General features: G+C 59.7%; 10 protein-coding genes. 9 read left to right on the forward strand and 1 reads right to left on the reverse strand.

Annotated elements, in window-relative coordinates; all coding sequences use genetic code 11:
- The first annotated feature begins 97 nt into the window (after window positions 1-97).
- The 9 genes from dusB to hflX all read left to right on the forward strand — a co-directional run bounded on the left by dusB (window position 98) and on the right by hflX (window position 11,661).
- A complete protein-coding gene (gene dusB / locus KW403_RS17235; protein WP_223020641.1) occupies window positions 98-1,057 on the forward strand; it encodes a tRNA dihydrouridine synthase DusB in 960 nt (319 codons plus the stop codon).
- Entirely contained in the window at window positions 1,054-2,202 is a 1,149-nt protein-coding gene (locus KW403_RS17240) for a two-component system sensor histidine kinase NtrB (RefSeq protein ID WP_223020642.1), read from the forward strand. Before dusB ends, KW403_RS17240 begins: the two co-directional genes overlap by 4 nt.
- A complete protein-coding gene (gene ntrC / locus KW403_RS17245) occupies window positions 2,199-3,641 on the forward strand; it encodes a nitrogen regulation protein NR(I) (RefSeq protein WP_223020643.1) in 1,443 nt (480 codons plus the stop codon). Before KW403_RS17240 ends, ntrC begins: the two co-directional genes overlap by 4 nt.
- A 160-nt stretch (window positions 3,642-3,801) precedes the next feature.
- Window positions 3,802-6,054: a sensor histidine kinase NtrY-like gene (locus KW403_RS17250; protein ID WP_223020644.1), complete on the forward strand. Its 2,253-nt coding sequence runs from the start codon at window positions 3,802-3,804 to the stop codon at window positions 6,052-6,054.
- 3 nt (window positions 6,055-6,057) lie between these two features.
- Window positions 6,058-7,419, forward strand: a complete 1,362-nt coding sequence (ntrX, locus tag KW403_RS17255; protein ID WP_223020645.1) for a nitrogen assimilation response regulator NtrX — start codon at window positions 6,058-6,060, stop codon at window positions 7,417-7,419.
- A gap of 131 nt (window positions 7,420-7,550) precedes the next feature.
- The gene (trkA, locus tag KW403_RS17260) at window positions 7,551-8,927 is read left to right on the forward strand and encodes a Trk system potassium transporter TrkA (RefSeq protein WP_223020646.1); all 1,377 of its coding nucleotides are present in this window, start codon (window positions 7,551-7,553) and stop codon (window positions 8,925-8,927) included.
- A 96-nt stretch (window positions 8,928-9,023) separates the two neighbouring features.
- Window positions 9,024-9,890: a D-amino-acid transaminase gene (locus KW403_RS17265; RefSeq protein ID WP_223020647.1), complete on the forward strand. Its 867-nt coding sequence runs from the start codon at window positions 9,024-9,026 to the stop codon at window positions 9,888-9,890.
- A gap of 148 nt (window positions 9,891-10,038) precedes the next feature.
- Entirely contained in the window at window positions 10,039-10,287 is a 249-nt protein-coding gene (gene hfq, locus KW403_RS17270) for an RNA chaperone Hfq (RefSeq protein WP_223020648.1), read from the forward strand.
- Window positions 10,288-11,661 carry a GTPase HflX gene (gene hflX, locus KW403_RS17275; RefSeq protein ID WP_223020649.1) on the forward strand — a complete coding sequence of 458 codons (1,374 nt, stop codon included), beginning with the start codon at window positions 10,288-10,290 and terminating at the stop codon, window positions 11,659-11,661.
- 50 nt (window positions 11,662-11,711) lie between these two features.
- Here hflX and mazG read toward each other — a convergent pair whose 3' ends face one another.
- On the reverse strand, window positions 11,712-12,533 hold the full coding sequence (gene mazG, locus KW403_RS17280; protein WP_223020650.1) for a nucleoside triphosphate pyrophosphohydrolase: 822 nt from the start codon (window positions 12,531-12,533) through the stop codon (window positions 11,712-11,714).
- Between the last annotated feature and the right edge of the window lie 3 nt (window positions 12,534-12,536).

The following is a 12,536-nucleotide window of genomic DNA, read 5'->3' on the forward strand; positions in this document are numbered from 1 at the left end:
GTTGCAGGCGAGGTCTGAAGTGGCTAAATAATAAGCACGAACAAAAGGTGCTTTAAATTTGTGCATCTCACCCGATGAATCTCTTTCGACACCGCTCATGGTTGGGGCTGTCACGATCCGCAACAGAGCGTTTTTGGCACCGATGTCAGGCGTGACCGATCTTGCCTTTCGCGCCCGTGCTCATGCGCACGGGGCGGGGCTTGTGGTTTCGGAGATGGTGGCGAGCGGTGAACTCGCACGTGGCAAGGCGGAATCGGCGCGTCGCATGCGCCGCCCCGAGGTGGACGTGCACATGGTGCAACTCGCCGGCAGGGAAGCGCACTGGATGGCCGAGGGCGCCCGGATTGCCGAGGCGGAAGGCGCCGACATCATTGACATAAACATGGGGTGTCCGGCCAAGAAGGTGACGGGCGGCTATTCCGGCTCGGCCTTGATGCGTGAACCCGACCATGCGCTGAGCCTGATCGAAGCGGTTGTCGCGGCGGTACGGGTGCCCGTTACGGTCAAGATGCGGCTTGGCTGGGACGAAAATGCGCTCAACGCGCCGGAAATCGCCAGCCGCGCAGAGAATGCCGGCGTGGCGATGGTAACGGTGCACGGGCGCACACGTTGCCAGTTCTACAAAGGCAAGGCGGACTGGCAGGCCATTTCGGCGGTAAAGGATGCCGTCGGCATTCCCGTTATTGCCAATGGCGATGTGAACACGGCGGAGGACGCCGCTGGCATTCTTGCGGCGTCCGGCGCGGATGCCGTGATGATCGGACGCGCGCATTACGGTGCGCCATGGACGGCCGGAGCCGTTGCTGCCAATGCTGACTGCCGGCCTGAAAACCTCGCTGACTATGTGATCGATCATTACGAGGCAATGCTCACCCTTTACGGTACGGAGCACGGCACACGTCACGCCCGCAAGCATCTTGGTTGGTACATGGACCGGCATCTTGGCGAGGTCGATCCGGAATGCCGCAAGGCGATCATGACGGGGAGCGATCACCGTGACGTCTCGCGCCTTCTGCGGGGGCTTTTCCGCAGACACCAGGAGCGTCTGGCCGCATGAACACACCGGAGGAGCGCAAACGCATGGAGAATGGCCCGGCCACTCTTCTCCTGAACACGCTCAGGCACCCGATGGTGATGATCGACCGCGATGGTTTCATGGTCGAGGTCAATGCGGAAGCGGAGGATTTCTTTCGCTCCGGCGCCTCCATCCTCGCCCGCAGCCGGCTCGAGGATTTCGTACCCTTTGGCAGCCCCTTGATCGCACTCGTGGAGCAGGTGCGCGAGCAGCGTGTGGCCATCAATGAATATCGTGTGGACATTTCCTCGCCGAGGCTGGGGGCGGAACGCATGGTGGATATTCATGCCGCACCTGTTTCGGAAGTGCCGGGCGCGGTGGCGCTTCTCCTGCAGGAACGTTCCATGGCCGACAAGATCGACCGGCAGATGGTGCATCGAGGGGCGGCGCGTTCGGTGACCGGCCTGGCGGCCATGCTGGCGCATGAGATCAAGAACCCGCTTTCGGGCATTCGCGGCGCCGCACAATTGCTCGAACACGCGGTGACGGACGAGGATCGCGCCCTGACACGTCTCATCACGGAGGAAACGGACCGGATCGTCGCGCTGGTGGATCGTATGGAAGTGTTTTCCGACGAACGTCCTGTGGAGCGCGACCCGATCAACATCCATCTCGTGCTCGACCACGTCAAGGCGGTCGCCAAAAGCGGTTTTGCCCGAAAGGTGAGCATTGTCGAAGACTACGATCCCTCCCTGCCGCCTGTTTGGGCCAACCGTGATCAGTTGATTCAGGTGTTCCTGAACCTGGTGAAGAACGCTGCTGAAGCCATTGGCGACAGAGACGATGGCGAGATCAGGCTGACGACGGCATTCCGGCCGGGCATTCGCTTGTCGGTACCGGGCTCGCCTGATCGGGTGGCACTGCCGCTGGAGTTCTGCGTTCATGACAATGGACCGGGGATTCCGGAGGATCTTCGGCAGATCATCTTCGATCCCTTTGTGACCTCCAAACAGAATGGCTCCGGTCTGGGGCTCGCACTGGTTGCCAAGATTGTCGGTGCGCATGGCGGCGTCATCGAGTGCGAATCCTCCGGTCAGCGCGGCACGGTTTTCCGCATCCTGATGCCTGCCTGGCGCGAAGCGCGCCGGAAGGATGTCCTACTCAACGAAGAGGATACGCCCGCATGACCAGCATTCTCGTCGCCGATGACGACGCAGCCATCCGCACAGTGCTCAATCAGGCACTCTCACGCGCGGGTCACGATGTGCGGGTCACATCGAACGTCGAGACGCTCTGGCGCTGGGTTTCTGCAGGCGAGGGGGATCTGGTGATCACCGATGTGGTGATGCCCGACGGCAATGCATTCGACCTGTTGCCACGAATCCGCAAGGTACGCCCCGACCTGCCGGTCGTGGCCATGAGCGCCCAGAATACGTTCATGACCGCGATCCGGGCCTCTGAAGTTGGTGCCTATGAGTATCTGCCAAAACCTTTCGATCTGACAGAACTCGTCAACATCGTCGGACGCGCGCTTTCGGAGCCGAAATCGAACCAGAAGGAAAGTGCGAGCGCCGATGCGCCGGACGCCCTGCCTCTCATTGGTCGTTCGGCTGCAATGCAGGAAATCTATCGTCTGCTGGCGCGCATGATGCAGACCGATCTTACGGTGATGATCAGCGGCGAATCCGGGACGGGCAAGGAACTCGTGGCGCGAGCGCTCCACGAGTATGGTCGCAGGCGCAAGGGCCCGTTCGTGGCAATCAACATGGCCGCCATCCCGCGCGACCTGATCGAATCCGAGCTCTTCGGACATGAGAAAGGGGCATTTACCGGTGCTCAGGCACGCTCCTTCGGCCGCTTCGAACAGGCTGAGGGCGGAACGCTCTTTCTCGACGAGATCGGCGACATGCCGATGGAGGCGCAGACCCGGCTTCTGCGCGTTCTGCAGCAGGGAGAGTATACGACGGTCGGCGGGCGCACGCCGATCCGCACCGATGTGCGCATCGTGGCTGCCACCAACAAGGATCCCAGAACGCTGATCGACCAGGGCCTTTTCCGTGAAGATCTGTTCTACCGGCTGAACGTGGTCCCGCTGCGCCTGCCCCCCTTGCGGGAGCGGGCCGAGGATATTCCCGATCTGGTACGGCATTTTTTTGCAAGGGCCGAACAGGAAGGTCTTCAGGCCAAACGCATTGGCTCGGATGGGCTCGACCGGCTTAAGAGCTATCGTTGGCCGGGCAATGTGCGCGAGTTGGAAAACCTCGTGCGACGCCTGGCAGCACTCTATCCGCAGGATGAGATTTCCGCCGAGATCATCGAACAGGAGTTGCGTGCCGCCGGAGCTTTGCGTGCAAGTCAGCAGGATGCGCTGCCAGAGGAGACGACACTCACACAGGCGGTCGAACAGCATCTGCAACGCTATTTCGGCCAGTTCGGGGACCAACTTCCGCCAGCCGGCCTTTATCAACGAGTCCTCGCGGATGTCGAACAGCCTCTGCTGATCGCTGCGCTGACGGCAACGGGCGGAAACCAGCTAAAGGCGGCCGATCTCCTCGGGCTCAATCGCAACACGCTGCGCAAGAAGATCCGCGACTACGGAATCAACATCTATCGGGGCGCTGGCTGACCGGGGTCCAAAACCGGCCTGCATGTCCATCTTGGACCTTGCAGATCCCCAATTTGCCCCAGCAATGCCGCAATGTTGAGAAATGCAACTGTTGCCAGCGGGTGACAGTCGTTGCATATGTGCAACATTGGGGCGGTGTTGGAGAGCAGAAGCGGGAGTTATGGTAAGCTTGTCAGAGAGTTCGCCGACGCAGTCTTTTGTCGCGGCTTCGCCTGTGCGGCGTGGTCGTTCAGCCACATTTTATATCGGCGTTTCTGCGGCCCTCGGTGCCCTTCTGACAGCCGCAGTGTCTTTCGCTGTTCTTCTGGGGCTCACGCCTTTTACACCGGATGCGCAGACCACGCTTCTATTGATCGCGGTGAATTTCGCTTTCATCATGCTTTTGTTCGGGCTGATCGTGCTCGAGGGGCTTCGCATCTACAAATCGCGGAAGGGCCAGAGAGCAGCGTCTCGCCTGCACGTGCGCATTATCGCGATGTTCTCGCTGGTGGCGGCGATACCGGCGATCCTTGTCGCCGTGATTGCCTCGGTTACGCTTGAGCTGGGTCTCGACCGGTGGTTCGAATTGAGAACGAAGGTGATTGTCTATTCCTCGCTCTCTATTGCCGATGCCTATGTGCAGCAAAACGCGCGAAGTCTGCAGGGCACGACAGAAAGCATGGGTGTTCGGCTTGATCAGGCCCGCACACTGTACAATCTCGACCGGTATGGGTTTCGCGATTTCATGACGCGTCAAGCCATGCTGCGCGGCCTCGCGGATGCTGAACTTGTCCGGGAAGACGGTTCTGTCATCATGAGCGCGCAGATGACAGAAGATATCCCGCTTCCCCGGCCCGGAAGCAATGCGATGGAGATCGCCAACAGCTCCCAGATCGCCTTCAACGAAATCGGAGGCACCAATCTGGTGACGGCTGTCTACAAACTTCAGGATATCCCCGACGCCTATCTTTATACCGGAGCTCTGCTGGATCCCGAGGTCTTGAAAGCACGGCAAATCGTGCGCACCAACACCGACGAGTACCGGTCACTCGAAGGAAATCGCGGCAACACGCAAATCGCTTTTGCGTTGTTGTATCTCGTCGTGACGCTCGCGATCGTTCTTGCGGCGATCTGGACGGGCATCGCTGTCGCGGACAGGTTGGTGCGTCCGATACGCCAATTGATAGGTGCGGCTGGCGCGGTGTCCACCGGCGATCTCGATGTGACCGTCCCAGTCCGTTCCTCCGACGGCGATGTTGGCCTCCTCGGCGACACGTTCAACAAGATGACACAACAGCTCAAATCACAGCGCGATCAGCTCATCGCGGCCAAGGACGTGATTGACGAGCGGCGGCGCTTTACAGAGGCCGTGCTGTCGGGTGTGAGCGCCGGGGTTATCGGTGTCGAGGCAGACGGTTCGGTTGCCATGGTCAACCGCTCCGCCGAGGCGATGCTCGACATTTCCGCGCATGAAGCGGTGAACCGGAATCTCTCGGCTGTTCTGCCGCATCTCGGGCGCGTGTTCGAGACAGGGCGCAGATCAGGCCGCCCCGTCTACCGCGAACAGGCTACTTTCTTTCGAAGCGGATCGGAACGTACGTTCAATATCCAGATTACAACGGAAGAAGGCGTCAACGAGGACGATGAGCATTCCTACGTGGTAACGGTCGACGACATCACCGATCTGATGCAGGCACAACGGTCGATGGCCTGGGCGGACGTTGCACGGCGCATTGCGCATGAAATCAAAAATCCGCTGACACCGATCCAGTTGTCCGCCGAGCGTATCCGCCGCAGGTTCGGCAAGGTTATCGAACACGACAGGGAGATCTTCGATCAGTGTACCGATACGATCATCCGGCAAGTCGGTGATATCGGGCGAATGGTCGACGAATTCTCGGCCTTTGCGCGGATGCCGAAGCCGGACATTCAGTATCTCGATCTGAGGGAACCGCTGCGCGAGGCTTCATTCCTGGTCGAGGTTGCCCGCAATGAGATCAGCTTTGAGAGGCATATCTCGGATGACCCGTTGATGGGCCGTTTCGACGCGCGCTTGATGGGCCAGGCCTTCGGCAATGTAATCAAAAACGCCGCAGAGGCGATAGACGCTGCAGAGCGGAGCAATGGCCAGCCGGGCGCGATCCGCATCAATGCGGGTATCAGTGGCCGATTTATCCAGATCGAAGTGATCGACAATGGCAAGGGATTGCCGCGGGAAAACCGCCAGCGTCTGCTCGAACCTTACATGACAACGCGAGACAAGGGGACGGGCCTCGGCCTGGCCATCGTTAAGAAGATCATCGAGGACCATGGAGGGCGCCTGGAACTGCACGATGCTCCTGCTGATTTCCATGGCGGCATCGGCGCGATGATCCGCATCATACTTCCCGCTGCCGGAGAAACCGGTGGCACCGCTGAGACGACAAGAAGGTAGAAAATGGCTTCCGACATTCTGATCGTAGACGACGAGGAAGACATCCGTGAACTGGTTGCCGGCATTCTGAGCGACGAAGGTCATGAAACGCGAACCGCCCACGACAGCGATAGTGCGCTCGCCTCGATCTCGGAACGGGTTCCGCGCCTGATCCTGCTCGATATCTGGCTACAGGGATCCAAACTTGACGGGCTGGCACTGCTCGACAAGATCAAGGAAGTGCACCCTCATGTTCCTGTCGTCATGATTTCCGGTCATGGCACCATCGAAACGGCGGTTTCGGCGATCAAGCGCGGTGCCTACGATTTCATCGAAAAGCCGTTCAAGACGGATCGGATGATCCTGATCTGCGAGCGGGCGCTGGAGATCTCCAAGCTCAAGCGCGAGATGAACGATCTGAAGAAGCGGAGCGGCGCTTCCTATGACCTCGTTGGCGAGTCTGCCGCACTCAACCATCTGCGCCAGACGATCGAGCGTGTAGCACCGTCCAACAGCCGGATCATGCTGACCGGTCCGTCGGGGTCGGGCAAGGAACTGGTCGCCCGGGCAATTCATGCTGCATCGCCCCGCAGCAATGGTCCATTCGTGACCCTGAACGCCGCAGCCATCACGCCTGAACGGATGGAAATCGAGTTGTTCGGCACCGAATCCGACGGAGGTGAGAGAAAAGTGGGAGCCCTCGAGGAGGCTCACGGTGGTGTTCTCTATCTCGATGAAGCGGCCGACATGCCGCTCGGCACGCAGAGCAAGATCCTGCGTGTTCTCGTGGATCAGCAATTCGAACGTGTCGGCGGCACACGGCGCGTGAAGGTGGATGTGCGCATCATCTCATCCACGGCACAAAACATCGAATCCCTCATCGCCGACGGCCGCTTCCGCGAAGACTTGTTTCACAGGCTGGCTGTGGTGCCGGTCGTGGTGCCGCCACTGGCGGACCGACGCGAGGATATCCCCTTGCTTGTGGATCATTTCATGCAGCAGATCGGTGAACAGGCCGGCATCAAGCCGCGTCCGCTGGGCAATGACGCGATGGCCGTTCTTCAGGCGCACAATTGGCCAGGCAACGTGCGTCAGCTGCGCAACAATATCGAACGGTTGATGATCCTGACGCGGGGTGACGGGCCAGACACACCGATCACCGCAGACCTTTTGCCGGCGGAAATCGGTGATGTCATGCCGCGCCTGCCGACGCAGTCGGACCAGCACATCATGGCGCTGCCATTGCGCGAGGCGCGCGAGCTTTTCGAAAAGGAATATCTACTTGCCCAGATAAACCGTTTCGGCGGAAACATCTCGCGCACGGCAGAATTCGTCGGCATGGAACGCTCGGCGCTTCATCGAAAGCTCAAATCACTGGGCGTCTAGCTGGTGACATGGTCCGTGCAGGCATGAGAAGCCGGACATCCGGCTTTCCGGTTTTCATGGCGCTGGAAAAGCGCTAGAGCAGGGGCCTTGCAGACCCGATATCCGGTCTTTGATGAGGCAGGGAACAGGCGATGAAAGTCATTATTTGCGGTGCGGGCCAGGTTGGTTTCGGTATCGCGGAACGCTTGGCGGCGGAGCAGAACGACGTGTCCGTGATCGATACGTCGCCAGAACTGATTCGTGCCGTTCGCGATACGCTCGACGTGCGCGGCTTTGTCGGTCATGGCGCACATCCTGATGTGCTCGCCTCAGCCGGCGCGAGCGAAGCCGACATGATCATCGCCGTGACCCTGTTCGACGAGGTGAACATGGTCGCCTGCCAGGTCGCGCATTCCTTGTTCAATGTACCGACCAAGATCGCGCGCATTCGTTCGCAGTCTTATCTGCAATCGCACTATATGGACCTGTTCTCGCGCGATCATCTTCCCATCGACGTGATCATTTCGCCGGAAGTGGAAGTTGGCGAGATGGTGATGCGCCGCATCGCTTTGCCGGGGGCGACGGATGTGGTGAGCTTCGCCGACGACAAGGTGTCGATGGTGGCCATCGAATGTCTCGAAGAATGCCCGGTCATCAACACGCCACTGGCACAGCTGACGGAACTCTTCCCCGATTTGCCATCGACCGTGGTGGGCGTCTCACGTGAGGGGAAGCTGTTCATCCCGCATTCGGGCGACCAGCTCATTGCCGGTGATCTTGCCTATGTGGTGACGACCAAGGATCAGGTGCGGCGCACGCTCGGCCTCTTCGGACACGAGGAGCGCGAGGCCACCCGCATCGTCATCGCCGGGGGCGGCAATATCGGTCTCTATGTGTCCCGCGCGATGGAAAAGAAGCAAAGCCGCACCAAGGTCAAGGTCATCGAGAACACGCGCGAACGCGCGGTGGCTCTCGCAGACAAGCTGCGCCGGACCGTCGTCCTGCATGGCAGCGCGCTCGACCAGAAGCTGCTTCTGGAAGCCGACATCCAGCATGCCGACCTGATGGTGGCACTGACCAATGACGATCAGGTCAACATATTGTCGAGCGTGATCGCCAAGCGTCTCGGCTGCCGGTCCAATCTGGTTCTGATCAACAATCCGACCTATCACGATTTTGCCAAAACGCTGGGGATCGACGCGCATGTGAACCCGCGCTCCGTGACGATATCCAAGGTTCTCCAGCATGTCAGGCGCGGCCGCATTCGTGCCGTCCACAACATTCAGCGTGGGGCGGCCGAGGTTATCGAGGCCGAAGCCCTGGAAACATCGCCGCTTGTGGGCCCACCGCTCAGCGAGGTGGAGTTTCCCGACGGAATGCGTATCGGCGCGGTTTATCGTGACGGTGCGGTCATCAAGCCGAGCGGGTCGCTGAAGATCAAGCCGAAGGACCGGGTGGTGATTTTTGCGCTTGAGAGCGCTGTCCGTCAGGTCGAGCAGATGTTCCGCGTCAGCCTGGAGTTCTTCTGAGCCGCTTGAAAAAGCTCCTGCAGGGCGGCAATACAAACCTTTCTTCCGTGCGGCAACGATTCCAGCCGGCGGAATTCATCAGACGGAGAGTGAGACATGCCACGCATTGCATATGTGAACGGGCGTTATGCGAATCACGGTGACGCGATGGTTCACGTGGAAGATCGTGGTTATCAGCTCGCTGACGGTGTCTACGAGGTGTGCGAGATTTCCCGTGGTTTCATCATCGACATGAAGGGGCATCTCGATCGGCTCGACCGTTCGCTGAGCGAACTGCGCATGGACTGGCCCGTTGAGCGCAAGGCGCTGGAATTCATCATGCGCGAGGTTATCCGCCGCAACCATGTGCGCAATGGCATGGTGTATCTGCAGGTGACGCGCGGCGTGGCCCCGCGTGACCACGCTTTCCCCACCACGCCGGTTCGCTCCGCCCTGGTGGTGACGGCAAAGCGCATGGATCCGAACGCCTCGGCAAGGAAGGCCGAGAAGGGCATGACGGTTATCACTGTGCCGGAAAACCGCTGGGAGCGTGTGGATATCAAGACCATCGGCCTTCTGCCAAATGTTCTGGCACGTCAGGCCGCGGTCGATGCCGGCGCGCAGGAAGCATGGTTTGTCGACCCGGATGGAACGGTCAAGGAAGGCGCATCCACCAATGCCTGGATCGTGACGAAAGACGGCCATCTGGTGACCCGTGCGGCCGATTTCGGCATTCTGCGTGGGATAACCAGAGCAACGGTAATGAAGGTTGCCGCCGATCTCGGGCTGAAGGTCGAGGAGCGCGCTTTTTCTGTTGAGGAGGCGCAAAACGCCCGCGAAGCCTTTGTGACCAGCGCCACGAGCGTTGTCATGCCGGTGGTCACTATCGACGGCAAACCGGTGGCCAATGGACATCCCGGCAACGTAGCCCGGTCCTTGCGGGACGCGTTTTTTGCGATTGCGGAAAAAAGTCCTAGCTGTTAACCAACGCGCATGACGATGCGTCTCGGTGCAACCGATGAACTCTGGCATCACTTGATCATGCAGTCCCTGTCACAGACTTTCTTGACAGGAGCGTGTCATATTTGCGCTACTGGCTGCCCTGAGGCAGCGAATGGGTGAAAGACCAAAAATGGCGGAACGAACTCAAAACCTGCAGGACCTGTTCCTGAATACCGTTCGCAAGAGCAAGAACCCTCTGACGATCTTTCTCATCAACGGTGTCAAGCTGACAGGCATTGTTACTTCATTCGATAATTTCTGCGTGCTTTTGCGCCGCGACGGACATTCGCAGCTCGTCTACAAGCATGCGATCTCGACGATCATGCCGAGCCAGCCTGTTCAGCTTTACGACGCCGAGGAAAGCAATCGGGACGCGTGATTGACTGAAAAACCCAAGTCAGACGAAGCAGCGCGCGGCGGCGATTGGTCGAATACCAGACCCGACACCACGCGAGCCGCGGTCGTCACGCCTGTCCTTCCATCCGAACGCCGCGCCACCGAGAGTGGTGCGGTGTCTTCGCGTGCGTCCGAAGCACGTCATGAGGAGGCGATCGGTCTCACGGAAGCGATTGATCTCGATGTGGTTTTCGCCGAGATCGTGAGTGTACACACACCGCGGCCGGCGACATTGCTCGGCACGGGCAAGCTGGAGGAGATCGCCGCCCGGGTTGAGGAACAGGACGTGGAAGTGGTGATCATCGATCATCCACTGACGCCGGTTCAGCAGCGCAACCTCGAAAAGGCGCTGAAGGCCAAGGTTCTCGACAGAACGGGGCTGATCCTCGAGATTTTCGGACGCCGCGCACGCACCAAGGAAGGACGGCTCCAGGTCGACCTGGCGCATCTGGAATATCAGCGCGGCCGCCTAGTGCGCAGCTGGACCCATCTGGAAAGACAGCGCGGCGGTGGCGGTTTCATGGGCGGCCCGGGTGAGACCCAGATCGAAGCGGACAGGCGCCAGCTTCAGGAGCGCATCATGCGCCTGAAGAAGGATCTGGAACAGGTCCGGCGCACGCGCGATCTGCATCGCGCCAAGCGGCGCAAGGTTCCATTCCCGATCGTGGCGATCGTTGGCTACACCAACGCCGGCAAGTCAACTCTGTTCAATCGACTCACCGGGGCGAGCGTGATGGCGGAGGATATGCTCTTTGCCACGCTGGATCCCACGCTTCGCCGGGTGCAGCTGCCGCATGGCACGACCATTATCCTTTCCGATACGGTCGGCTTCATCTCCGACCTGCCGACCCACCTTGTCGCCGCCTTCCGCGCGACGTTGGAAGAGGTGGTCGAAGCGGATCTGATCGTGCATTTGCGCGACATCGCAGACCCCGATACGGCAGCTCAGGCCGTGGATGTCGAGGCAATTCTCGGCGATCTCGGCGTGGATGCCGCGGACCGGAGACGCGTTTTGGAGGTCTGGAACAAGATTGACAGTCTTGATCCGGAACGACGGCGCACACTTCTGGAGGGAATGCGTACCGACGACGCGCCGCTGGCAATATCCGCGATCACGGGAGAGGGGATCACCGCTCTTCTGGCGTTGATCGAGGAGCATATTTCCGGACAGATTGTCCTTACCTCAATCGAACTTTCCCCGGATAGAATGCCACTCCTCGACTGGATTTATCGCAACGGTGACGTCGTCGAACGCACAAACAACGACGATGGAAGCATCTCATTAAAGGTACGGATGACGGAATCGGCAAAACAGGATTTGCAGGAGCTCCTCGCAGGAAACAAGCCCGCCCGGTGATGGAATCTTGTCCTCTTGGCCCCCTCGTGCCTGCCGGGGTGGGGGACGGTTCACTGCGGTGCAGTCTTCGCGCGTTGCCACAGTGTTTCCATTTCCTGCAGGTCTGCCTCCTCCAGTGAACGGCCCGCCTTCTTGAGTTCTCGTTCCACGAAATCGAACCGCTTGCGGAACTTGTCATTGGTCCGGGCGAGTGCGGCTTCGGCATCATGTCCCAGATGGCGTCCCAGATTGACCACGGCAAACAGAAGATCCCCATATTCCTCAGCGGCGTGAGCGTCGTCCTGCTCTTCCAAAGCTTCCCGCAGTTCTCCGATCTCCTCTTCGATCTTGTCGAGCACGGGACCGCTTTCGCCCCAATCGAAACCGACGCGGGCGGCTCGTTGTTGAAGCTTGTGAGCACGCATGAGAGCGGGCAGGGCGCGAGGAACATCATCCAGATAGGCGGTGGATTCCCCGGGGCTGCCGTTCTGCAAACGTCGGGCAAGGCGCTCGGCCTTCTCCTGTGCCTTGATCTCGTTCCACATGCCTTTCGCCATTCCTCGGCTTCGTGCCTCGGCGTCTCCGAACACGTGCGGATGGCGACGGATCATCTTGCGGGTGATCGCCTCGACCACGTCGCCAAAATCAAAATGACCTTCTTCCTCTGCCATGCGTGCGTGGAACACAACCTGCAACAGGAGGTCACCCAGCTCGTCACGCAAGTCGTCGAGATCTTGGCGTTCGATCGCGTCTGCAACCTCATACGCCTCCTCGATCGTGTAAGGCGCGATGGATGTAAAATCCTGCTCCACGTCCCATGGGCAACCCGTCTGCGGGGTGCGAAGGGCTTTCATGATCTCGAGGAGTCTGGCGATATCCTTTGAGGGCTGCATCAT

This window comes from Nitratireductor kimnyeongensis, assembly GCF_019891395.1.
Lineage (GTDB): Bacteria > Pseudomonadota > Alphaproteobacteria > Rhizobiales > Rhizobiaceae > Nitratireductor > Nitratireductor kimnyeongensis.

Coding starts and splice junctions, on each gene's coding strand:
- KW403_RS17265 (WP_223020647.1), top strand. CDS start 9,024: ATGCCACGCATTGCATATGTGAACGGGCGTTATGCGAATCACGGTGAC.
- ntrC (WP_223020643.1), top strand. CDS start 2,199: ATGACCAGCATTCTCGTCGCCGATGACGACGCAGCCATCCGCACAGTG.
- KW403_RS17250 (WP_223020644.1), top strand. CDS start 3,802: ATGGTAAGCTTGTCAGAGAGTTCGCCGACGCAGTCTTTTGTCGCGGCT.
- KW403_RS17240 (WP_223020642.1), top strand. CDS start 1,054: ATGAACACACCGGAGGAGCGCAAACGCATGGAGAATGGCCCGGCCACT.
- hfq (WP_223020648.1), top strand. CDS start 10,039: ATGGCGGAACGAACTCAAAACCTGCAGGACCTGTTCCTGAATACCGTT.
- dusB (WP_223020641.1), top strand. CDS start 98: ATGGTTGGGGCTGTCACGATCCGCAACAGAGCGTTTTTGGCACCGATG.
- mazG (WP_223020650.1), bottom strand. CDS start 12,533: ATGCAGCCCTCAAAGGATATCGCCAGACTCCTCGAGATCATGAAAGCC.
- ntrX (WP_223020645.1), top strand. CDS start 6,058: ATGGCTTCCGACATTCTGATCGTAGACGACGAGGAAGACATCCGTGAA.
- trkA (WP_223020646.1), top strand. CDS start 7,551: ATGAAAGTCATTATTTGCGGTGCGGGCCAGGTTGGTTTCGGTATCGCG.